This window comes from Undibacterium umbellatum, assembly GCF_014284125.1.
GTDB lineage: Bacteria > Pseudomonadota > Gammaproteobacteria > Burkholderiales > Burkholderiaceae_D > Undibacterium > Undibacterium umbellatum.
The window spans coordinates 830,627-854,149 of the sequence record NZ_JACOFX010000002.1 but is presented as its reverse complement, the minus strand read 5'-3'; the positions used below and the strand labels follow the sequence as shown (position 1 = coordinate 854,149).

The following is a 23,523-nucleotide window of genomic DNA, read 5'->3' as shown; positions in this document are numbered from 1 at the left end:
TTACATGCTTATTAAGTTTTCAATGCAAGCTGGCATTGGCCAGCTTGACACCGAACCAGACAAACATACTGCCCACGCCACTGGACAAACTGGCTGACAGGCGACGGCGCTGACTAAAGCTGCGTGCCAGACGGGAACCCAGGAAAATCAGTACAGAAAGATAAGTCGTGCTGAATACCATCACCACCGCACTCAGTATCAAAAAAGGTACTGCCGGCGTAGGATAGGAAGGGTCGATGAATTGCACAAAGAAAGACAGCAAGAACAGGATCGCTTTCGGATTCAAGAGGCTGATGACCAGTGCGCGCTTGAAAGGGTTTTGCATGTTAATCGCGGTCGCCTGCGTTTCTGCCACAGTCGCTGTCTTGTTGCGCCATTTTTGTATAGCAGCCCAGATCAGATTGACACCTACCCAGGCCAGGTAAGCTGCACCAGCATACTTAACAACCATGAATAAAGCCGGGTAAGTACGCAAGATACCCGCAGCACCAAGAGCGGTCAACATGAGCAAAATACTATCCCCGACAAATATTCCGGCTGCACCTTTGTAGCCTTCACGTACACCGCGTGCGGTAGCAACGGCCAATACATACAGGGAATTCGGTCCTGGCAACAAGATGATGCCCAAGGCACCCAGTACATAAGTCCACAAATCGGTTACACCATAAAAACTCATTTCCCTACCCTCACATCTGACTGATTGATCCCTGCCGGAGCCCGCCATCCATTGCTGCTTGTTTTGCACATCAAACGGGCATAGGCATGAGATTAACATCTTGCTGCATTTCTTGCTGACGCCTGGCAGAGCCCTCACCTGCCCTGCGCAACAGGCTCAATGCGGTATCTCCTTCACGCAAAGTAGCAGTGCGCACCGTGGCGCTGACTTTCATTTCCTTACCTGACACAGATATAGGCATGGCAATCACCGTGGCGCGGGTACGGTCGGCAATTTTACAGGCGTCTTCCGCTGATGCTTCTGGCAAGAGCACACAAAACTCTTCGCCGCTAAAACGGGCGATGCAATCGTAGGAGCGCATGGCACGTTTCACGCGGCGGCTGACCTCGACCAGGATCACATCACCAACCTGTGGACCATGCGTGTCGTTGATAAGCTTAAAATCATCCAGGTCCAGCACCAGCATGGATAATTGTTTACCCAGACGCAGATGGCGCTGCAGCTCAGCGTCAGAGATTCGCATGAATTCCTTCCAGTTGGCGACACCAGTAACCGGGTCTATATTTTCCTGTCTTTCCAGTTCCTGCTCTGCACTCAAAAGCTTGCGTCTATACCTGTGTACATAGACAGCGATGGCATGACCGGTGATGGCAACTGCAGGCAAAATCAGCAAGACGCTGGCCGCTTGGGAAAACGTGCCTGATTGTTTATACAAAAGCAGCAAACAAGATGCTGCGACAAACAAGAACAGGGGCTTGCGCAAGATATTCAAAGCCAGGGGCAAAGAAATAAAAGCCATCAACACCAGCCATGCATCGACCATATAATGCCCCAGATAATCTCGTGGCAAACAGGCATTGCTGATGAACTGCGTCAGCAAGACTGCAACTATCCAGTACATCGCATAGCGGTCCAGTTTCGGGACATTTTCTTCCGTTTCGTAGCGTCTGACCAGCCACACAGAATAGACAAAGACAGACAAGCGCATCAGCAGCAAGACTGCCAGAGGTGTGGCTGGCTCATGGAATAGCACATCCACCAGTGTCAGCGGCAAGAATGCCCACAACATGATACGCACTACCCGGCGTACTTGCGCCCTGTCTTGTTTGGTGTAGTGAGAACGATAATTCTCTTCGCTGACATCTTTATAATTCGTTTGCATTTTTGCACCGTTTTATTTTTTTCAGCCTGTGGCGTCTCCAGCTCGGCTCTTATCAGTCTGTACAATTTTGATCAAGAGTGCATATCTATGCTACATTCTCACTCTAGGCTGCATTGTTTCAGCCATCAAAGACAACAGAACTGCTCAGATTTAATTATATGCCTCACTTCGACAAGCAACATGTTAAAGATTGCATAGGCGACACGCCTGTGTATGGCATGTATGCGTGTGCGCAAGTACTAGATTTCAACTCGACCCGTTGTTGTTGAGTTTGTAGATCCGTATGCAGCGGGACAGTCCCTGCCTGCCAGTCTCAAGTAACACCCTGACACCTTCATCGACCCAATTTACATTTCGCTATTTTCACAACAAATGGACATACTTCTCTACGATAACTGGGAACGCCGCTTGCGCCCTTTCAGCCCCCTGAACAAAGACTGGGTGGGCCTGTACTGCTGCGGACCTACCGTATATGACTATGCCCATATCGGCAACCTGCGCACCTATCTGTTTGAAGATTTGCTACGCCGCGCCCTGGAATGGAATGGTTATACCGTACGCCATGTCATCAACATTACCGACGTCGGCCATCTGGTGTCTGATGGTGATGACGGTGAAGACAAAATGGAAAAAGGCAGCCGCAAAGCCGGTGAATCGGCCTGGCAAATTGCTGACCGTTTCACGACTGCCTTCAAGGATGATCTGCAAAAATTGCACATTCTTGAACCTGCCATCTGGTGCAAGGCCACTGACCATATTGTTGAGCAAATCGATTTCATCGCTGCCATAGAGAAAAATGGCTACACCTATCGCACCAGCGATGGTATTTATTTTGACACCAGCAAGCAGGACGACTATGGTTTCCTGGCACGCATCAAGCGTGATGCCATCAAAGCGGGCAGCCGCGTTGAACTTGGTGAGAAACTGCACGCAACTGACTTCGCGCTGTGGAAGTTCAGTCCGCCAGATGAACATCGCCAAATGGAATGGGACAGCCCTTGGGGCCGAGGCTTCCCTGGCTGGCATATAGAATGCTCTGCCATGTCGGCCAAATACCTGACGCCCTGGTTTGATATCCATTGCGGTGGTGAAGACCATATCGCCATTCACCATAGCAATGAGATAGCGCAAAACCAGGCTTGCCATGGCACCCGCCTTGCCAACTTCTGGATGCATGGTTATTTCCTGCAAATCGATTCTGGCAAGATGTCCAAATCGACAGGTGAATTCTTGCGCTTGCAAACTTTGCTTGATCAGAATATCGATCCGCTGGCTTATCGCTACCTGTGCCTGACGGCACATTACCGCAGCCAGATGCAGTTTAGCTTTGAAGCGCTGCTGTCAGCCCAAACTGCCTTGCAACGCCTGCGCGAGACTTATCATGCCTGGCCAACAGGTGGCAATATCAATGCAGAATACCGCGAGAAATTCACCTCCTTCATCAATGAGGACCTGAACGTACCGCGTGGCCTGGCACTGGTCTGGGAAATGTTGAAAGCCGATTTGTCCGATGCCGACAAAAAAGCCACACTGACAGAGTTCGACAAGGTGTTTGGTCTGGGTCTCGCACAATGGCAACCGGCCGTGCTGGCAATTCCGGCAGAAGTGCAAAGTCTGGCCGAACAGCGTCAGGCTGCACGCAAGGCCAAGAACTGGGCTGAGGCAGACCGTTTGCGTGGCGAGTTGCATGCACTGGGTTATGAAGTCGAGGACAAGGCCGATGGCATGCAAATCAAGGCACTATAATAATTAGCCATGAAATCCAATCAGGGGAAACTAGTGTTTCCCCTGTTTTTTTGGGCGAAGACCAAGGAAAATAATATGTTTAAAAAAATGAATTTACTGCCTGGAAAATTCACAACGCTCTTAGGCCTGACCCTAATACCAGCACTCAGCCTGGCCACAGATTATGTGGAAAGGAAAGACATATCCGCAGAGTTACGTCCTTTCGTCTTACCAAACACAAAATTGCTGGCCTATGAAATGGCCGACTTAAATGCGGACGGCAAACCCGACTATGTTTTCATCCTGGAAAAGCAAAAAAAACAGCCCGATGAGAGCTCCATCGACGAGGGACAACGCCCACTGAAGATCGCGATACGTCAGGCAGACGGCAAGTTAAAACTGGTCAAGACGAATGAAAGAATCGTCTTCTGCTCTGCTTGTGGCGGAGTGTGGGGTGATCCATTTGCTGATCTGACGACGGACAAAAAAGGCTTCACTGTGTCTCATTTTGGTGGCAGTGGCTGGCGCTGGGCAAACAACTATCAATTCAATTATTCACGCAAGGATGATACCTGGCAGTTGGTCAAGGTTACGGAACTATCCTTTCACGCCAGTGACCCGGACAAAGTTAAAGAAAAAATTTACACGCCTCCTAAACATTTCGGCAAAATCGACATCGCCGATTTTGATCCAGAAAAATTCAAAGGCGTGGGTGCCAAATAGGTAATGGGGGGAGCCCCCCATTACCTACAAACTCTTCTCAAACTGCAAGCGTATCGTTGCACTTGCCGGTGTCCTTGTGGCGCGCATAGTGTGTTTGTCCGGACCGTTATATTCTGTAGCCTGCAATACGTCCTGATGCAGGAGATTGTTTATCGACAGGCGCAACTGCGTTTTATTTTCCAGCTTCCATAGACCATACACATCAAGATTACGACTGACACCCGTGTAGGTGCGCAAGTCTGAAGTGGCTTGCACATTGCCGCCTGTCTGCAAATTAAAGTTAACACCAAATGATTGCCGTTCACTGCGCTTGTAATCCATGCCCAGATTGGCAGTAAACGGCACTTGGTCGGCCAGACGATTATCTGCCCCTGGTATGGCATCCAGTTTCGACCAATTACGTGCTGCATTCAGCCGTACTTCCAATGGTGGTGCAGCAGGAAGAAAATTCTGCAAAGCGAACTTTGCATCCATCTCTATCCCCATCACTTTGGCGTTGCCATGGTTATATGGCGAGGTAATCCACACACTTTTTTGCTCATCCAGATTTTTTTCAACCATTTTTTGCTCGTACAGGTTTTGCACAGTTACATACTGCACTCGCTTCACATAGGCTGAAACGCTGAACATGCTGTTTTTGGCGAAATAAGATTCATAAGCCAGATCAGCACCCCAGGCTAGTTCAGGCAAGAGTTGTGGGTTGCCCTGATAATCCGGGTTAGTCGGACCATTGTCATCATTTGCCGTGTAGCGCCTTGGCACCAGGCTGCGCGGTGTGGGCGCCTTATAGGTACGGGACAAAACAAAGCGCAGTTGGTCTTTTTCTTGCTCAGGCAGTTTCCACAATAATTGCATGACCGGGCTCCAGACGCTGGACCGGGTCTGCACGGGTACCATTGACCGGCCTGTAGTTTCTGTATTCAGCCCTTCCCAGCGCATGCCCAGGTATGCTTGCAGGCGGCTCGTCACATCCCACTCGTCCTGGGCGAACATGGCAATGCGCCGCACATTAGCTCGGTAGTCTTCCACTAGCGGCTCACCCACGGCATTGGAATTGGCAGCCCTATCAAATTGCAAGCGCGCTTCTGTGCGTCGCGTCAGGGCAGCATCCCATCCCAGTGCAAGGCTGTGATCGTCACGAAAGCGGCTCAGGTATTTTCCGCTGCTACTGACGCTGCTTTCCGCTGCGTTCGATATGACATGACGGTTGAAAGCCTGGTCTCGCGGAGAAGGATAACCAAAGAAATTGTAGTCTACTTCGCGGTGATTGTAATTCAGGCCCAGCTTTGCATTGAGCTTGCTGTCAGCATCGAGCCTGTGTGCCCAGTTCAGGTCTGTGCGCAAGATTGCTGTGTGCATGGAGGCCAGATAATTATTATCCGGGTATTGTGTCGCATCCCCCTTCACAGTCGCTTCATAGTCACTCCCCCCATTCAAATTGCCGTAATAATCAAAAAAACTCTGCCAGCTCAGCGTGTCGCCATTCTCCAGATTCCAGTTCAGTCTGGGACTGAGTCCGAAGCGCCAAACATCTGCAATATTTTTTTGTTGCATCAAACGCAGAGTTTTAAGTTCGCCGCTTGTGTCATAAATACTCTCTATCACCTGCGGCAGGCTTTCATAGCCAGTTTTCGACAGGGTGCTGGTAACAGAATAGGAAAAACCTCCATTCTTGTCAGCGACTTCCAAAGCAAGCGAAGGGTTCCAGTTATTTTCACCATGCGCAATGCCAATCTTAAAATCTTTCCTGGCACTGTTCACACCTTTTTTGAGGATGATATTGATGGTACCAGCCACCGCCTGTGCACTGAATTCTGCCGTCGTGGTCCGCAGGATTTCCACTCGCTCTATCAACTCAGGTGCGATACTGTCTATGGAAAACCCAGGCGCTACCGTATCGCCATTCAATAAAATCTGGGTATAACCAGATCCCAAACCACGCATGCGCAATTCATTGCCCACGACAGACACACCAGGCTGGCGCTTTAATACAGAAGATAATTGTGTATCTCCATACTGCATAAGTTCAGCTGCATTGACGATGATTTTTGCGGCAGTGTCATTTTTCCGCTGCGCTGTCGCGCCCGGCCCGGAAACTTCCACGGTTTGTACCGTGGAAGTTTCTTTCGCAGGCAGATCCGCTGCATGAAGGTGAGTAGTCCAGAGCAAAATCGAACTCCCCAAACCACTCACTCCCAGTTTCAGAAATGTTTGGACGGACAAATACGAGAGACGAAATTTATTACTTGAAACCAGTGTGGGCATGAAAATAAATTAGTGAGGAGAAGAAAATGATGAAGCGCCATATGCGAGGAAGATATGGCAAACAGATACAGACAAGGGGATCAATTATGAAGTGGGCACGACTATAGCTGAATAGCCATGTGATAAAAGCCCGAAATGAGGTGACAGCGAACTCATTGCCGCTGGCAGATTATTTTGCAGGCAGCAATCCTGTCCTAGGGTCTTTCAGAAAATCATCAAGTATGCGCGCTATGCTGCCGTCATTTTTCATGGCCAGCAAAGTCGAACTCAAGATTTTGGAATGCGCACTGGCAGCAAACTCTGGCCTGACACGCATGACATGAGAACCATACGAAATCACCAGGCTAGGGCCCAATAAGTGGCTGGATGAATTTCTTTCTGCAGCCGCCAGTATGGCGGGTTGACTACCCACTATGCCTGAAATGCGCCCGGCTTCCAGCATGCGCATACCATTTTCCAGGGTATTGATTTCCACCTTTCTGACGCGCTCATCCTGACCAAAAGTACCGTAGCTCAGCCGGCGCATCATGCCTATGCCTCTGTCCGCAGAAAGGGTAATCAAGTCATCATAATTCTTCATGATGGCACCACGCTGCGCCACAACCAGGATGGGGAATTGCGTGACTTCGGACAGAATCAGGCCTTCCTGCTCACTAAAATTTTCTGCCTGGGAAATGCTATAAGCTTCTTTATCTGCCGGAAACATCACGACATGACGAGCACTGGGGACGATCAATAGCTGCAAAGGCACGCCGGAACGCTTGCGCAATTCATTTGCTATGCGCACATTGATGCCATCATAGGCGCCCTTGCCTTCCTTACTCTCTTTGACAAAAGCAAAAGGTGCCACTTCTGTCAAATAAAGGTTAGCCGCACTGAGTAAAGGTGCAAACCCGCACAACAGGCAAAAAATCAGCAAACTCAATACTTTAAGCAACATAAACTCACTCCGTGAGCCTCAAGAAACTATGGCAACAAGCATTACATTATAGGCAATTTTAGTAAAATTTTATAAAAACACAAGTATTTGTGTATCGCAATAATTAAAAACTTAAATTTCCATGCTGTTTAAGCAATCATCTTGAAATCCATGAAAGCGGCCTCACCTTTCATCTGCTCTAGCAATGTTGCATATAAAAGCAGCAGGTAAGTAATTACCACTACTACTAAAAAATCTTTGAGGAAAATCATGTCAGAAAAGCAAACCCTGGGCTTTCAGGCCGAAGTCAAACAACTCCTGCAACTGATGATCCACTCCTTGTATTCAAACAAGGAAATCTTTCTGCGCGAACTGATCTCGAATGCTTCTGATGCATCAGACAAACTGCGCTTTGAAGCGATCAACGATGCCAGCCTATTTGAAAGCGATCCTGAGTTGCAAATCCAGGTCAGCTTCAATAAAGAAGCCCGCACCATCACTATTGCCGACAATGGCATAGGCATGAGCAAGGCTGATACGATAGAACACCTGGGCACAATCGCCAAATCCGGCACCAAGGAATTCTTTGGCAAATTGTCGGGTGACCAGCAAAAAGACGCGGCCATGATAGGCCAGTTTGGTGTCGGTTTTTATTCAGGCTTTATTGTTGCTGACCGCATTACCGTAGAAACCCGTCGCGCCGGTCTGCCTGCAGACCAGGCTGTACGCTGGGAATCCGAAGGTGCTGGCGACTTTAGCGTCGAAGATATCGTCAAAGAAAGCCGTGGCACCAGCATTACCTTGCACCTGCGTGAAGGCGAAGATGAGTTCCTGTCTGGATGGAAGCTCAAATCCGTCATTCGTACTTATTCCGACCATATCTCCCTGCCTATCAAAATGCAGAAAGAAGAATGGGATGAAGAGAAAAAAGAACAAGTCTTGAAAGACGAGCTCGAAACCATCAACCAGGCCAGTGCCTTGTGGGCGCGCAGCAAGTCTGAAATCACGCCTGAGCAATATGATGAGTTCTACAAACACGTCTCGCACGACTACAGCGCACCACTGACCCACACGCATAACCGCGTTGAAGGTCGCAGCGAATACACGCAATTGCTATATATCCCGGCACGCGCACCGTTTGACATGTGGGACCGCAACAAACGTGGTGGCATCAAGCTCTACGTCAAACGTGTCTTCATCATGGATGATGCAGAACAATTGATGCCAGTCTACCTGCGCTTCGTCAAAGGTGTCATTGATTCAAACGACCTGCCGTTGAATGTCTCGCGTGAAATTTTGCAGGAAAGCCGCGACATCAAGGCCATCCGCGAAGGCTCTACCAAACGCGTGCTGGGCATGCTGGAAGATTTGGCAAATGCTGACGGTGACGACGCAAAAGAGAAGCAAGACAAGTACACCACTTTCTGGCAAGAATTTGGCCAGGTCTTGAAAGAAGGTGTCGGTGAAGACAGTGCCAACAAAGAGCGTATCGCCAAGCTATTGCGCTTTGCCTCTACCCACAATGACAGCGATGCACAAACTGTTTCACTGGCAGATTATCTGAGCCGTGCCAAAGAAGGCCAGGACAAGATTTACTATGTGACAGCCGAAAGCTATGCGACAGCAAAAAACAGCCCGCATCTGGAAATTTTCCGCAAAAAAGGTGTGGAAGTCCTGCTCCTGACCGACCGCGTCGATGAATGGATGCTGTCTTTCCTGAATGATTTTGAAGGTAAAGAACTGGCCTCCGTCGCCAAAGGTGGCCTGGACCTGGGTCAACTGGAAGATGAAGCAGAAAAGAAACAACATGAAGAAACCCAGACCGAGTTCAAGGACCTGGTCGAGAAAATGAAAACCGCCCTGGCCGACAAAGCCAAGGACGTCCGCGTGACCTTCCGTCTGACTGATTCACCAGCTTGCCTGGTGGCAGATGAGCATGACTTGTCTGGCAACCTGGCGCGCATGCTGAAGGCCGCAGGTCAAAGTGCGCCGGAATCCAAACCAATTCTGGAAGTCAACCCTGACCATCCTTTGGTACAGAAGCTCAAATATGAAGTCAACAAGTTCGATGACTGGTCACACATCCTGTTTGACCAAGCTTTGCTGGCCGAGGGCGGCAACCTGACTGATCCTAGCGCCTTTGTTAAACGTCTCAATGAGATGTTATTAAGCAAGTAAATTTTGCCAAATGAAAACGGACTCAGCAGTGAGTCCGTTTTTTTATGCTTGAAGCTATTGGCGTACTGGAAAGACTTTATCCCGCTGCTTCCTCTTGAACCAGTCACGCAACATTTGTTCTTCATAGCGGAAACTATTGTTGCTGCCAGCAAGATTGGAGTGCATGAGAAAATTCATGTCCCTGAGATTTTCCGTTCCGGACGCAACACTTTTCCCCTCTCCGTCTTTCAAGTCAAAACTGAAAGTCATGCGCGGCCAGTATAAATCCTTGATGACGCGAATCTCATTCATGGTAGTGCGAAAAAAAGGTCTGACATCACCAGCCAGATCGACGTCAGTAACCGTCACATCCCATTGATAGCCATCTGGAAGTTTTTTCGCCATATCTGCAAAGATACTGTCAAATTCCTTGATCAAACGTCCCTGAAAATCAGACCTGAATTCATTGCCGGAGCGAATATCGGAGAATTTCTCTGGCTCTTGCCAGGTAACCTTCACTTCTCCGGCCTGTGCCTGACCAGCCATCAAGGTAGCCAGAAGCATCGTGCTCATCATCAAATTCATTTTTTCACCTCCAGATTCATTCTACTATAGCAAATATGCGCCTAATTCCAGAATAGTCCATGTAAGCAAAAACAGCCAGACATGCAACTCGCAAGCCGTGGTGAATTTTGTCACGAAGTTTATCAGGCCAGATTGATGTTAAGCAGCATTACCCACGCTTGCAATCCCACTATCCAGCCAAATATATACCGCATGATAGCCCAGCCTTCATCCACCAAGTCCAACTCTACTTTACTACAAGGTTTTCCACCTGTAGTAAATGCAGATACACATACGCTGATACTAGGCAGTTTTCCTGGTGTCGCATCACTTGACGCGACCCAATATTATGCCCATAAGCAAAACCAGTTCTGGCGCCTGGTATCCGCGTCTCTGGGATCAGATCTGGTCGAACTGGACTATGAACAGCGTCTGCAAGTTTTGCTGGCGCATGGCATCGGTCTATGGGACGTTTTTCATTCCTGTGCACGCACAGGTAGCCTGGATTCGGCAATAAGAAATGGCAAACTGAATGATTTCAGCATGCTGCAAGCCAGCCATCCCACGTTGCGCAAGCTGTACTTCAATGGCCAGACGGCAGGAAAAATGGCGGCTTATTTCAGCGAGCGTGGCTATGTCACGGCGATACTGCCCTCGTCCTCGCCCGCTTATGCCATACGCAGTTTTGAAGAAAAACTGCAAGTCTGGCGGAGCGAATTGCGCCCGGCCATTTCCCTCTGAAACATTGTTTAGACAAATCAGGCAGGCGTTTTACTTCAGCTCACTTCTTGGTACTGTAGCCAGGGAACTGCTCAGCTTTTGTGTTTCGCCGACATTAAAGACCAGATCATCTGGCACCACTGTGGCCGCTTTCAAGCCCTGCGCCTTGCTTGCCTTATAGCCAGTTGCAGCATGCACAAAAAATTCTTCCTGCGTTTTTACGATCGATTTGTTGCCCTCAGCTTGCTGTTTATTGCTGGTAGTACTTAATTTCAGAACATAGTAGTCATCTGTGGCATTCTGTAAAAAGCTGAGTTTTCCGGTACTTTCCCAACATGCCTGCATCATCCCTTCCTGCTCTTCTTCATCGTCGCTGCAAGTACCACTATTGCTTTCACCCATATCCAGATCCAGCATCTTGATGGGCTTGACCTCGCTTAATGAGATCAGGAAGGCATAATCATTGGTATAACCCTGATGCACATCGCCACCCTTGAACAATAAGCCATATTTATCCTTTCCCAGCCGCATCAGACTACCCCCTGGTGCTTCGCCGTACGCGCCGGATTCCACCACTTCCTTTTTACCTTTTTCAAATATCCATTGCTTGCCGTTGTAGGCAAATACATAGACGGAAATCATCGCACTGGTAGCATGACTCTGCTCCACTACGCCATCGAGGATTTGCTGGCGCTGGATGGCCAACACCCCCTTGTGCTTTCCTGCTTCTGTATAAGTTGCCACCAGCAAGGCTGTCGCCAGAGTGTCGGCCTCTTTCACATTCCATTGCGCCGTGTTTTTCTCTGGCAGCAGGACGCCCTGCTGTTTGTCGTTATATGTTCCAAAAATGGCCAGCATGGCCGTGTTGGCATTGAATACTTCAGGCCTGGCGGGGTCTACCGGCGAACGGCCAAACAAGACATAGGCAGTAAGGCCAAGCAAAGTCAGGAACAAGGCCAAAAAAATGGCGTTTTTTTTAAATTTCATTGCGAGTTTGGATAAGTGGAATGTCAGCAGCGCGGCATTCTACTCTCATTCACCCGCCCCATTCTTATTTGGAAGGAAAATGCTGGGCCTGGACAGCGCAATACAGGTAGCAAGACAAACATGCATCGTCACTTTCTTGCAAGATTTTCAGGCAAAATTTATTACAACTTGCATGAAAAATGTAAATTTGCTTTCCATGTACGCCATGAAGGTTAAAATAAGCATATGCTAATTAAACGTAAATCCATAGAAGCCGAAGCGAACTACCGCTCTGGCCCCAAAGCCGCGGCACTTAAAAAGCCTAACCGCAAACCCAAATTTGCTCCCGTAACCCTGTCCGAACTGGATGGTGTGCGCTTTTTGCATTTCGGTACTGAATGGGTACAGGGTGCGATGCGCCTGCGCAAACCCGATGCAATAGAACTCGAATATGCACAGCAAATGATGTCCTGGATGTTGTTCATCGATGCGCCACAGCACATTGTGCAACTGGGCCTGGGTACCGGTGCGCTCAGCAAGTTTTGCTATCGTCAGTTTGCAGATGCACAAGTGACTGCGGTGGAACTGAATCCTTCGGTCATCGCCATTTGCGAAAGCATGTTCAAGCTGCCTGCCAATGACGAACGACTGCATGTGCTGGAAATGGATGCCATGGACTTTGTCCTTGATGATAATAATCACGGCCATGTCGATGCCATGCAGGTAGACTTGTATGATGCAACTGCTCGAGGACCTGTACTCGACAGCGCCGAATTTTATCAAGCCTGTGCAAACTGCCTCAAGGATGATGGCATTCTCACCGTCAATCTGTTTGGCGACCACCCCAGCTACGCACGCAACCTGAAAGCCATGCGCTTTGCCTTTGATACCGTGCTATGCCTGCCCGAAGTCCATGACGGTAATGTCGTCGCCCTGGCTTTCAAGCGAAAACCTGAACTGGATTTTCCAGCCCTGTATGAAAAGGCTGACCAGATCAAGGCAAATACCAAACTGCCCGCAAAATCCTGGGTGAATGGACTAAAAGCAGGCTCAAGTACGCCTGCGATCCGAAATAAATAATTTAAAACGGCCATACAGCATGAATAAAACCACACATCGCAGTCTGAACCTGCAACAAATTTTTACATGGCTGATGGCCGACGGCATTATCCTCAAAGAAGATGCCAAGACCCAGTTTCATGCTACCCAGGGTTTGCTCAAGAACGGCCCGGCCAGCATGCACCCGCTGACTGCAGTAGCGCAAGCCAAATTACACTCTGCCATCTCGCCGCATATCTTGCTGACACTGGACTGGCTGACAGAATGGGCCGCTGGCAAAGTCAATATACCTTTCTATCGGATCGACCCCCTGAAGATTGATTTCACCAGTGTGTCGGACGTTATGTCTTCATCCTATGCCACACGCTTCAACATTTTGCCAGTTGAATCGACCAACACCACTGTCGTGGTCGCCACCACCGAACCATTCAATACTGAATGGCAGGATGAGATCCTGAAATTCAGCCGCAAGGAAATTCGCCTGGTGCTGGCGAACCCACTGGAAATCTCGCAGTATATCGTCCAGTTTTTCTCTTTGGCAAAATCCATCAAGGATGCGCGCAAGTCAAATAAAAACGACACCAATTTGCGCCAGAACTTTGAACAACTGATAGAAATTGGCAAGACCAATAAACAAGTTGATGCGAATGACCAGCACATTGTCAATATCGTAGACTGGCTGTGGCAATTTGCCTTCGACCAACGTGCCTCGGATATCCATCTGGAACCCAAACGCGACGTTTCTGTCATCCGCTTCCGGATTGACGGCGTCTTGCACCAGGTATACCAGGTACCTGCCACTATTATGATTGCCATGACGGCCCGTATCAAGTTGCTGGGTCGCATGGACGTGATCGAAAAACGCCGACCACAGGATGGCCGTATCAAGACCCGTACCAGCGAAGGCCAGGAAGTGGAATTACGTCTTTCCACTTTGCCCACAGTCTTCGGTGAAAAAATGGTTATGCGTATTTTTGACCCCGAAGTCGTGGTCAAGACTTTGCCTGAGCTGGGCTTTCCACTGAATGATGCCAAACGATGGGATCATCTAACCAGCAAACCGCACGGTATTATCCTGGTGACAGGACCTACCGGATCAGGTAAAACCACGACCTTGTACACCACCCTGAAAGCCCTCGCGACACCAGACGTTAATGTCTGTACCGTCGAAGACCCTATTGAAATGGTAGAAGGTTCGTTCAACCAGATGCAGGTGCAGTCCTCCATCGATCTGAGTTTTGCCGATGGAATACGCGCCCTCATGCGTCAGGATCCTGACATCATCATGGTGGGTGAGATACGCGATTTGCCGACCGCAGAAATGGCCATACAAGCCGCGCTGACGGGTCACTTGGTCTTATCGACCCTGCATACCAATGATGCGCCGTCAGCCATCATGCGTCTGCTGGAGCTGGGCGTTCCCTATTATTTACTGGAAGCAACCATCATTGGTATCCTGGCCCAGCGTCTGGTCAGAACCCTGTGCATACATTGCAAATCACCAGAAGGCGAATTGGTGGATGCGGTCTGGGAAACCCTGACTGAAGGATGGGGCATCAGCAAACCCGAGAAAATCTATAAACCAGTCGGCTGCCCGGAATGTCGCCAGACTGGCTTCATGGGACGTACCGGTTTATATGAGTTACTAACGGTTACCCTTCCTTTCAGCAAACTGATTACAGAAAATGCTGATATCCACGCCTTGAGGCAGCAAAGCATCAAGGATGACATGAAACCCTTGCGCATTGCTGGTGCTTATAAGATCATCGAAGGTGTTACTACGGCAGATGAGGTTTTGAAAGTGACTTCATCACTGATCTAGCACAGTCTTCAGGATAGTCAGGGATGCGTCCAACACAGGCAAGTGATACGCGACAAATCATAGGGCAGATACTGCTGCTTGCTGTCATGTATGCAGTGTTAGGACGCCTTTCTCTGCTACTGGCCATCCCTCCAGGGTACTCTATCGCGATTTATCCCCCTGCGGGAATAGCGTTGGGCATGGTGCTGACTGGCGGTTACCGCCTCTTGCCTGGTGTCGTCGCTGGTGCTTTTAGCGCCAATCTCCTCATCAACCTGAGCATTTTTGGCAGCATCAATGCCAACGCCCTGATTGCATCGACCATTGTTGCTGCTGGTGCGGCGCTACAGGCTTTTGCAGGTGCCCAGCTGATACTGAGAAAATTGCAGGACAACCTGGCACTGGGCTCTGACAAGGCGATTTTCCAGTTTTTTATCTACGGAGGCGCAATTGCCTGCCTGATCAATGCCACTATCAGCGTGGCTGGCCTGGTCGCGCTTGGCATCATTCCCAAGCAGGACTTCTTCAATAACTGGATAGGATGGTGGATAGGTGACACCTTCGGGGTACTGACTATCGCCCCTATCGTCATGGTAATTTATGGCAAGCCACGCGAAATCTGGCATGCCAGACGATGGAGTGTCCTGGTACCTTTGTTGATTTGCCTGATGCTGGTGATCACAGCATTCACCTTTACCCGCTACCGCGAAGAGCAAAAGCAACAACTCGAATTTCGCCTGAAGGCGGAGCGGGTGGGCCAGAACCTGCAAAACAAGCTCGATAGCCATGCTGAGATTTTGCACAATATTGAGCGCCTGTATGCCAGTTCCATGCAAGTCAGCCGCAGCGATTTTGCCACCTTCGTCAGCCACACGCTACAACATCAGAAAGCCATTACCTTCCTGTCTTGGGCCCCCAGGGTAGAACATCAGCAGCGTGCAAGCTTCGAAGTTTCAGTCCTGCGCGAGGGATTTGCCAATTTCCAGATACTTGAAGTCGACGAACTGCACAATCTGGCAGAGGTGCGTGCCAGGGATGACTATTTTCCCATACGGTTTATCGAGCCATTCTTTGATAATCATCAAATGTTTGGCTATGACATAGGCTCAACGACCATACGCCGGATTGCCATAGAAGATGCGCGTGACAGCGGTCACCTGACTGTGACTGACCCGCTGATTACCAACGACACCGATGGCAGGGAGCAATTGCATGTCCTGCTGTTCGCGCCTGTCTATGAAAACGGCAAGCCGCGAGAAAACATGGAGCAGAGAAAGGCTGCATTTTCTGGCGTTGCTGTCAGCATGCTCAGGATGGCCGACGTGGCCAGGGAAATTCTCTCCAATGAAGACATGCGAAGCGTGCGCATCAAGTTTTACGACCTCTCCTATCCAGGTAAAAAAGAAATATTTATTGATGAAATCAGCGGCCTGGATCAAGCCTATCTGTTTCAGACCACCATCAATTTTGGTGGCCGCCAGTATGCCCTGCAGGCCCAGCCATCTTCAGAATACTGGCGCACCAACATCGCCTGGATCACCTGGATCACCATGATAGGCGGTCTGTTATTCACAGGCTTGCTGGGCGCCTATCTGCTGGTGGCGACAGCCCATACCTTTGGCATAGAAAGCCTGGTGGCACAGCGCACCGCCCAATTGCATGATAGTGAAGAACGCTTGCGCACGGTACTCGACAATGCTGCTGAAGGCATACTCACCACCAATGAAAATGGCATTATAGAATCGGCCAATCGCTCTGCTGAAGTATTGCTGAAGTATGAGCATGGCAGCCTGTGTGGCAAAGATATGCTTAGCCTTTTTCCTGATCCAGCCTCCGGGCAATTTTTATCACGCCATTTACGCAATAACCATCGCGAAACGCAATATGAAGTAGCGAGTAAAAGTGAGCGTCAGGAGTTATTGGTAAAACAAAAAGATGAGTATGAAGTGCCAATAGAACTGGCCATCACCCGCGTGCGCATGGGTACGCAAGTTTTGTATGTCATCATCCTGCATGATTTGTCAGAGAAAAAACGGGTAGAAAAACTCAAGACCGAATTTGTCTCTGCGGTCTCGCATGAATTACGTACGCCTTTGACTTCGATACGTGGCGTGCTGGGCTTACTGGTCGGTGGCGTGGCTGGCGAAGTGCCGGAAAAAGCGCATTCCATGCTGGTCATGGCAAATGACAATGCCAAACGCCTGACGACACTGATCAATGATTTGCTGGATTTTGAAAAACTCGAATACGGCAGTATGCAATTCCATTTTGATACCCTGCCACTGTACGAGTTGATCGACAGCACCCTGCAATCAAACCAGGGATATGCGCAAAGTTTTGACATAGCACTTTGTCATGAATCACAAACCGATCAGGTCATCCACGTCAGAGTCGATGCGCAGCGCTTTGTACAAGTCCTGTCCAACTTGCTGTCAAATGCCATCAAGTTCTCACGCCCACATGGACAGGTCGATGTGCGTGTCAGTGTCATTGACGACCAAGTCAGAGTGGAAGTGCAAGACTATGGCATCGGTATCTCGGAAGAATTCAAGAGCAGCATCTTCCAGAAATTCACTCAAGAAGATGCCAAGGCCGCTCGCAAATATGCTGGTACTGGCCTTGGACTCAGCCTAAGTAAAACCATGATAGAAAAAATGGGCGGACAAATCGGTTTTATCAGCACCGAGAATCTGGGCTCATGTTTCTATATCACTCTGCCCATCGTAGCAGCCCTTACCCCATCGCTGACCGAGGCGTAACGCAGCCGCATTCCCAGCTCCAGCTTGATACGCTGGTTTTGCATGCGTCTTGATTCCGACATGAAAGACAGCAATACCGGACTGACCTGCTGCGCCAGGTCGGCGCGCGGCAAACGCGGTGGTCGAGGCAAGGCAAAGGTATCGGCCACCAGATCAAAATATGCAGCCATTTTCATGTTGCTATCATCAACGGCATGATAAACCCGATTGGGCAAGGCCCTGAACAGAGCAAGCTTGATCAATTGAGCAAGGTCATCTGCATGGATGTGATTGGTGTACACATCATCAGCCTCTATGAGCGCAGGCGTACCCTTTTGGAGACGTTCGATCGGCAAACGATCAGCGGCATAAATACCTGGCACACGCAGGATGGACAGGCATGAATGACTTCGCCTGGCCCAAGAACGCAGACAGTTTTCCGCGGCCACGCGGCGCTGGGCGCGGGCATTTAGTGGCTTTACTGTTCTGGTCTCGTCAAACGATGCGCCAGCACAATCGCCATAAACGCCTGTCGTACTGATATAAACAAGACGGCTCTTGTCAGGTAAAATGGCCGTCAAATTTAGTGTGCGCTTGTCGGTTTTGCCTTCCGATGGCGGCGGTGCCAGATGAACAACACTGTCGACCAAACCTTTGAGGCGGGCCAGGGTATGTGGCTGGTCCAGGTTTCCCAATAGTGGAATGGCACCGGCAGCACGTAACTCTGCGCATCGCCCAGCCTGGCTGGTCAGTGCAAAGATGCGAAAATGCTGGCGCAACAAGGGTAGCAGGCGCATGCCTACATCGCCACAACCTATGATAAGCAAGCGTGGCTTGCCAATTTGTTTAAACTGTTTTTTCATATTCAGGATAGTATGACTTTTCAAGTAAGCGTCACTCCCAGTGGCCGTCAATTTAGCTGTGAAGAAGATGAAACCGTATTGTCGGCAGCTCTGCGCGCAGGCGTCATCTTGCCATATGGTTGCAAAAATGGTGCATGTGGTTCTTGCAAAGGCAAGATAGCAAGTGGAACTGTGCAACATGGTCCGCACCAGCAACGCGCCCTGACCGAGTTGGAAGAAACTCAGGGCATGTCCCTGTTTTGCTGTGCCAAACCACAATCAGACCTGACCATAGAAGCCCGCGAAATCGTCGCAGATGGCGATTACCCGGTCAAGAAAATGCCTAGCCGCATTGCAAAACTGGAAAAACTGTCGCACGATGTTATGCTCATCGCCCTGCAATTGCCTGCCAATGAACGCCTGCAATACCGCGCTGGCCAATATATAGAATTCCTTCTCAGGGACGGCAAGCGCCGCAGCTATAGCATGGCAAATGCCCCCCATCTGGATGAACACATTACTTTACATGTTCGCCATATGGCGGGTGGCCTGTTCACCGACCAGGTGTTTTCCACTTTGAAGGAACGTGACATCCTGCGCTTTGAAGGTCCGCAAGGCACTTTCTTCCTACGTGAAGATAGTGAGAAGCCCATCATCCTGTTGGCTTCCGGCACTGGCTTTGCCCCTATCAAGGCGCTGGTTGAGCATTTGATCCATTTAGAATCCAAGCGCCCCGTCAGCCTGTACTGGGGTGGCCGCCGCCCTGCTGACTTGTATATGCATGCTTTGTGCAAGGAATGGGAGAAGCAGATACCGGGCTTTAACTATATTCCTGTGGTGTCTGATGCATTGCCTGAAGATGAATGGAATGGTCGTAGCGGTTTTGTGCATCAAGCAGTGATAGCTGATCATTCAGATTTGTCTGGCTATCAAGTCTATGCCTGCGGCGCCCCTATCGTTGTAGATTCGGCCAAGCGTGATTTTACGGGACTGTGTCTGTTACCAGCAGACGAATTTTATGCAGATTCGTTTACCTCGGCAGCGGACCTTGCTATCACTTAAAACCAAGGAAGTATTTGCAATCTTCTCTTTCACGGTAAAACCTCATCTGCCTAGTAACCGCCGTGCCCATCAAGCCTCTGTACCCTTAAAGTCGTCATACCCACGCAAGTGGGTATCCATGCAGAGCTTGATAGGCCACATTCACAAAGTACAAAGCATGAGGTTGATCAGCGAATTTCGATTGAAAGTCGCGGGAATGACGAAGTGGAGAGTATCGCTGTGAACGAGGGACTCGTTGGGTGATGCGTCAGCGTGTGGATAAGCGCAGACTTCAGGCAATCATATCCGCCGATCAATATCTAGGGAACCTCTGATTAAGTCCGGTTCGCCATTCGTAAGTCATTGATTTTTCAAGAATTAATTTTACGATTTTAGACTTGATCAGAGGTGGCCTAGATGAAAAACATGGGAACCATGAGGCAAGCATAAACCATCAAAGGTGTCATGCAAAAGCGAAAAGCGAGAACGTCATACAACTGGGATATAGATGACGCGCCAGCTTCGCGACTTTTCTTGTATGCACTATAAAACGACCAAAAAGCCAGCACACAAATGGCAAGCATCGGCACACCAAAGACGTAAGACTTCATCTGCAAGGTAACCAAATTTTTGATGCCAATAACCAATAAAACGGCTAAACCAAACCAGCCGAAAATGCTCGCAATAACTATTAAAAATCCCTTCATGAATTCTTACTCCGCATTAATATCATGATGTGTTCATTCCACCTCATTTTACCCTTTGCTCATCCTGTATAACGTGTCAGCTGACAAGATCGAGGTAGTCCGGCCCAATCTCTGCATACTTTAAGGCCCAGGGTTGTTTTTCTCCCTGCTACAATTCTTGTCTAATGGGTATTCAAGTCTATCTAGGTACTTGTCTAGACTTTTCCCAATTTGTAGCAATTTAAAGTCCTCGTACTTTTTTCCAACCAGCTGAATGCCGATGGGCAACTGTTGGCCACTCAATCCTAACGGCATCGCCAAAACGGGGTTTTCCGTTAGTGTAAAAGGTGTCGTATAAGCCTGTGTTGCCATGTAATAGTGAATATCTAGTCCATTTACTTTTATAGGCTTGTTATAGATGCTGAAATTTCCATAGGATTTGCTTGGAGCATGATGATCAAAGGCGGTCCCTGCGCTCACGGGACAAATGAAAACATCATAGGTACTCAAGAAGTTTTCCATCATATTGATCAGCTTTTCCTGGATATTAATGGCCACCATGTATTTTTCAACTGAAGTTGGCTGAACAATATTTTGGTGCATGGGAACATTCTTGAGTACACCTTTTGTGAATGGCAAACCCAGCCATTTGATAAAATTTGACTTGTTATATCCACCTTGCATGCCGACAAAACTGCCCCATGTTTTCCATGCCAAATAGAAATCTATTTCAGGGCATGCTTTTACAACGGTGGCTCCAGCCTTCTGCAGTTTAGAAACATATTCCTGTATTTTCAGTTTGATCTCATGATCAACACCCACGCCACCAAATTCATCAGTCCAGGCAATTCTTAAATTTTTTATATCAGTGTTAACAGTGTTCTTGCTTAATGGGGTGAGCCTTCTATCCTCAGATGTCGTCTGAGCAATAATGTTCATTGCCAACTCAAGGTCGTCAATATTTCTTGCAAGTGGGCCAGCAACTGCAAGGGATTTTAATCCATCTACTTTTTCTTCAGGATCCATTTGTATTCCCTTGAGAGAAACCGTTCCAAAAGATGGCTTGAACCCGTATACGCCGCAGTACGATGCTGGAAGTCGAATTGAACCTGCCAAATCGTTACCAAAACTCAAAGGTGTCATCCCAGTAGCTAACGCAGTTGCACAGCCTCCGCTACTTCCTCCGCTGGTTTTGGTGGTATCCCATGGGTTATTTGTTTTTCCAAAAATAGGATTATCAGATTGCATATCCATTGCCAGAACCGACAGGTTCGTCTTACCGATAATGATTGCACCTGATGCTTTCAGCAATTTGACAATTTCCGCGTCATGATCAGGTACGTTATCCTGGAGCGGTCGATGTCCGGCAGTTGTCCGCAGTCCTTTTGTCTGATAATTGTCTTTGATTGTGATCGGAACGCCATGAAGTTGCCCCCAGATTTCACCTTTTGATATTGCAATATCAGCTTCTTTGGCTCTTTTTAATGCTTCCGTTTTATTGCGCGTCACCACAGCATTGTAGGTGTGATCGTACTTCTCAATATGCTCAAAAAAAACATTGACTACCTCATAAGAACTCAGTTTTCCTGATCTTATATTTTCGGCTAGTTCACTTGCCGATGAAAACAAAATACTGTTCTGCCTCATTGTCTTTCCAAATATCAAAGTGATTAGAATAGTTAAAAGAAGGATCAAATAATTGATGAACGCTATCTTCAATCACTTGAAATACATTTACAATGAACATACCTACATGTCTATTATTCAAATTTGAATAGATCTATTTTTTACTCTCTTTTTAGGCGAATGCCTGGGATCGCTTGGATATGACGATTCTCTTATGACTAATCTGAGCCTCACCCAGTATTGACATTGACGAACCAATTGAAACAAGTCGCTTAATGGATAAACCGCAAAATTATTTTGACGCAGTGCGCAAAAAGTCCTACTATCCGTTTTATGAAAATTTTTACTGACATGTCCTCACCAAATATTGCACGACGTCGCGACTCGCTTAGCGAGCCTGGGCCGATGTAGGAGTGAGCGTGCGCGTAAAAAGCTGCACCACGAATATCCAGCCACAGGTTTATCCCTGTGGCTTTTTTTTACCTTGAATTTTTATCTTCCCCACCCACTGTAACGACCTTAGGAGTCTTGAAATGGAATTCAGTCAGTACAACGTAAATTCCCTGATGTACATCACCCCGCGCCCTGAACTTGTGTTCGTTGAAGGCAAGGGCATGTACTTGACTGATCACAAGGGCAAGCGATATCTTGATTATCTGCAAGGCTGGGCGGTCAACTGCCTGGGCCATTGTCCTGAAGTGATTCATGATGCGCTGGTCACGCAATCAAAAAAATTGCTGAATCCATCCCCAGCTTTCTACAACGCACCCATGGTGGAGTTTGCTGATCTGCTGACCAAAAACTCTTGCTTTGACCGCGTGTTTTTCACCAACAGTGGTGCTGAAGCCAATGAAGGCGCAGTCAAACTGGCGCGCAAATGGGGCCAGTTGAACAAGAACGGTGCCTTTGAAATCATTACCTTTGACCATGGCTTCCATGGCCGTACCCTGGCGATGATGTCTGCCTCCGGAAAACCAGGCTGGGACACGATTTTTGCCCCACAAGTCAGCGGCTTCCCCAAGGCAGATTTGAACGATATCGCATCGGTAGAAAAACTGATCACCGACAAAACCGTCGGTGTCATGCTGGAGCCCGTGCAAGGCGAAGGCGGCGTGATTCCTGCCAGCCCTGAGTTCATGCAAGCCCTGCGTGAGTTGACTAAGAAGCATGGCCTGTTGCTCATCGTTGATGAAGTACAGACCGGTATGGGCCGTACAGGTGAATTGTTTGGATATCAATTGTCCAACATAGAGCCCGACATCATGACACTGGCCAAGGGCATAGGTGGCGGTGTACCTCTGGGTGCCCTGCTGTGCCGTGAAGAAGTGGCCTGCTTTGTCCCTGGCGACCAGGGCGGCACTTACAACGGTGCTCCTTTGATGGCGGCTGTCGGCATTGCCGTATTCAAGGAACTGACCAAGCCAGGCTTCCTGGCATCGGTTAAGGAAAAAGCAGAATACCTGAGTCAGCAACTGGAAAAACTGTCTGAAGAATTTGGCATGCAAGGCGAGCGTGGCTTTGGTTTGCTGCGCGCCTTGAAACTGGGTGAGAATATCGGTGGCAAGCTGGTAGAAGTTGCCCGTGATATGGAACCAGTAGGTTTGCTGATCAATTCACCTCGTCCTGACCTGCTGCGCTTCATGCCGGCCCTGAATGTGACAAAGGAAGAAATTGATGAGCTGATTAGCATGTTGCGTATCGTAATACAGCAAGTCAAAAACGCAGCCTGAGCTTCAAGATAAAGAAAAAGGCATGTATTGTGAAAGCAATACAGGCCTTTCTTGCACCAAGAGCATTGCCTCTAAAGCATGTTTGACATTTATCAATCTGTATTTAATCTGATTTCATCTTGT

General features: G+C 48.7%; 18 protein-coding genes and 2 pseudogenes. 11 read left to right on the top strand and 9 right to left on the bottom strand.

What is annotated here, in order from left to right; genetic code table 11:
* Positions 1-19 precede the first annotated feature (19 nt).
* Together leuE and H8L47_RS08105 are read right to left on the bottom strand one after the other, a co-directional pair.
* The gene (gene leuE, locus H8L47_RS08110) at positions 20-676 is read right to left on the bottom strand and encodes a leucine efflux protein LeuE (RefSeq protein ID WP_186953045.1); all 657 of its coding nucleotides are present in this window, start codon (positions 674-676) and stop codon (positions 20-22) included.
* 70 nt (positions 677-746) lie between these two features.
* Entirely contained in the window at positions 747-1,838 is a 1,092-nt protein-coding gene (locus H8L47_RS08105; protein ID WP_186953044.1) for a GGDEF domain-containing protein, read from the bottom strand.
* Between the two features lie 372 nt (positions 1,839-2,210).
* Here H8L47_RS08105 and cysS point away from each other — a divergent pair, with 372 nt between their 5' ends.
* Positions 2,211-3,584: a cysteine--tRNA ligase gene (gene cysS / locus H8L47_RS08100; protein WP_186953043.1), complete on the top strand. Its 1,374-nt coding sequence runs from the start codon at positions 2,211-2,213 to the stop codon at positions 3,582-3,584.
* Between the two features lie 75 nt (positions 3,585-3,659).
* Positions 3,660-4,286 (top strand): hypothetical protein, encoded by a 627-nt coding sequence (locus H8L47_RS08095; RefSeq protein WP_222616440.1) that lies wholly within the window; start codon positions 3,660-3,662, stop codon positions 4,284-4,286.
* Between the two features lie 24 nt (positions 4,287-4,310).
* Here H8L47_RS08095 and H8L47_RS08090 read toward each other — a convergent pair whose 3' ends face one another.
* Both H8L47_RS08090 and H8L47_RS08085 read right to left on the bottom strand, forming a co-directional pair.
* Positions 4,311-6,551, bottom strand: a complete 2,241-nt coding sequence (locus H8L47_RS08090) for a TonB-dependent receptor plug domain-containing protein (RefSeq protein ID WP_186953042.1) — start codon at positions 6,549-6,551, stop codon at positions 4,311-4,313.
* Between the two features lie 169 nt (positions 6,552-6,720).
* On the bottom strand, positions 6,721-7,491 hold the full coding sequence (locus tag H8L47_RS08085) for a type 2 periplasmic-binding domain-containing protein (RefSeq protein ID WP_186953041.1): 771 nt from the start codon (positions 7,489-7,491) through the stop codon (positions 6,721-6,723).
* 249 nt (positions 7,492-7,740) lie between these two features.
* Between H8L47_RS08085 and htpG the strand changes: the two genes are divergently transcribed.
* On the top strand, positions 7,741-9,648 hold the full coding sequence (gene htpG / locus H8L47_RS08080; RefSeq protein WP_186953040.1) for a molecular chaperone HtpG: 1,908 nt from the start codon (positions 7,741-7,743) through the stop codon (positions 9,646-9,648).
* A 54-nt stretch (positions 9,649-9,702) separates the two neighbouring features.
* Here the strand turns inward: htpG and H8L47_RS08075 are convergent, their stop codons facing one another.
* Positions 9,703-10,200, bottom strand: a complete 498-nt coding sequence (locus tag H8L47_RS08075) for a DUF3016 domain-containing protein (protein WP_222616439.1) — start codon at positions 10,198-10,200, stop codon at positions 9,703-9,705.
* A 204-nt stretch (positions 10,201-10,404) separates the two neighbouring features.
* Here H8L47_RS08075 and H8L47_RS08070 point away from each other — a divergent pair, with 204 nt between their 5' ends.
* Positions 10,405-10,932: a DNA-deoxyinosine glycosylase gene (locus tag H8L47_RS08070; RefSeq protein ID WP_186953122.1), complete on the top strand. Its 528-nt coding sequence runs from the start codon at positions 10,405-10,407 to the stop codon at positions 10,930-10,932.
* A 30-nt stretch (positions 10,933-10,962) separates the two neighbouring features.
* Here the strand turns inward: H8L47_RS08070 and H8L47_RS08065 are convergent, their stop codons facing one another.
* Entirely contained in the window at positions 10,963-11,898 is a 936-nt protein-coding gene (locus H8L47_RS08065) for a hypothetical protein (RefSeq protein WP_186953038.1), read from the bottom strand.
* Between the two features lie 225 nt (positions 11,899-12,123).
* On the opposite strand from H8L47_RS08065, the gene H8L47_RS08060 reads away from it, so the two are divergent.
* The 5 genes and pseudogenes from H8L47_RS08060 (at position 12,124) to H8L47_RS30430 (ending at position 17,496) form a co-directional block, all read left to right on the top strand.
* Complete coding sequence (locus tag H8L47_RS08060; protein ID WP_186953037.1) at positions 12,124-12,957, top strand: spermine/spermidine synthase domain-containing protein; 834 nt, start codon at positions 12,124-12,126, stop codon at positions 12,955-12,957.
* A 19-nt stretch (positions 12,958-12,976) separates the two neighbouring features.
* Positions 12,977-14,758, top strand: a complete 1,782-nt coding sequence (locus H8L47_RS08055; RefSeq protein WP_186953036.1) for a GspE/PulE family protein — start codon at positions 12,977-12,979, stop codon at positions 14,756-14,758.
* 23 nt (positions 14,759-14,781) lie between these two features.
* Positions 14,782-16,134, top strand: a pseudogene (locus tag H8L47_RS30440) (CHASE domain-containing protein); the annotation flags it as partial.
* Positions 16,135-16,287: 153 nt separating this feature from the next.
* Positions 16,288-16,977 (top strand): annotated as a pseudogene (locus H8L47_RS30435) (histidine kinase dimerization/phospho-acceptor domain-containing protein); the annotation flags it as partial.
* 15 nt (positions 16,978-16,992) lie between these two features.
* A complete protein-coding gene (locus tag H8L47_RS30430) occupies positions 16,993-17,496 on the top strand; it encodes a sensor histidine kinase (protein WP_408057690.1) in 504 nt (167 codons plus the stop codon).
* Here H8L47_RS30430 and H8L47_RS08045 read toward each other — a convergent pair.
* A complete protein-coding gene (locus tag H8L47_RS08045; protein ID WP_186953034.1) occupies positions 17,442-18,338 on the bottom strand; it encodes an SDR family oxidoreductase in 897 nt (298 codons plus the stop codon). The genes H8L47_RS30430 and H8L47_RS08045 overlap by 55 nt on opposite strands.
* Before the next feature lie 12 nt (positions 18,339-18,350).
* Between H8L47_RS08045 and H8L47_RS08040 the strand changes: the two genes are divergently transcribed.
* Positions 18,351-19,379, top strand: a complete 1,029-nt coding sequence (locus H8L47_RS08040; protein WP_186953033.1) for a CDP-6-deoxy-delta-3,4-glucoseen reductase — start codon at positions 18,351-18,353, stop codon at positions 19,377-19,379.
* A gap of 392 nt (positions 19,380-19,771) precedes the next feature.
* On the opposite strand, the gene H8L47_RS08035 is transcribed toward H8L47_RS08040, so the two are convergent.
* Positions 19,772-20,065, bottom strand: a complete 294-nt coding sequence (locus H8L47_RS08035; RefSeq protein WP_186953032.1) for a hypothetical protein — start codon at positions 20,063-20,065, stop codon at positions 19,772-19,774.
* Between the two features lie 120 nt (positions 20,066-20,185).
* Positions 20,186-21,691 carry an amidase gene (locus tag H8L47_RS08030; protein WP_186953031.1) on the bottom strand — a complete coding sequence of 502 codons (1,506 nt, stop codon included), beginning with the start codon at positions 21,689-21,691 and terminating at the stop codon, positions 20,186-20,188.
* 512 nt (positions 21,692-22,203) lie between these two features.
* Here H8L47_RS08030 and H8L47_RS08025 point away from each other — a divergent pair.
* Positions 22,204-23,400 carry an acetylornithine transaminase gene (locus H8L47_RS08025; protein WP_186953030.1) on the top strand — a complete coding sequence of 399 codons (1,197 nt, stop codon included), beginning with the start codon at positions 22,204-22,206 and terminating at the stop codon, positions 23,398-23,400.
* Positions 23,401-23,523 lie beyond the last annotated feature (123 nt).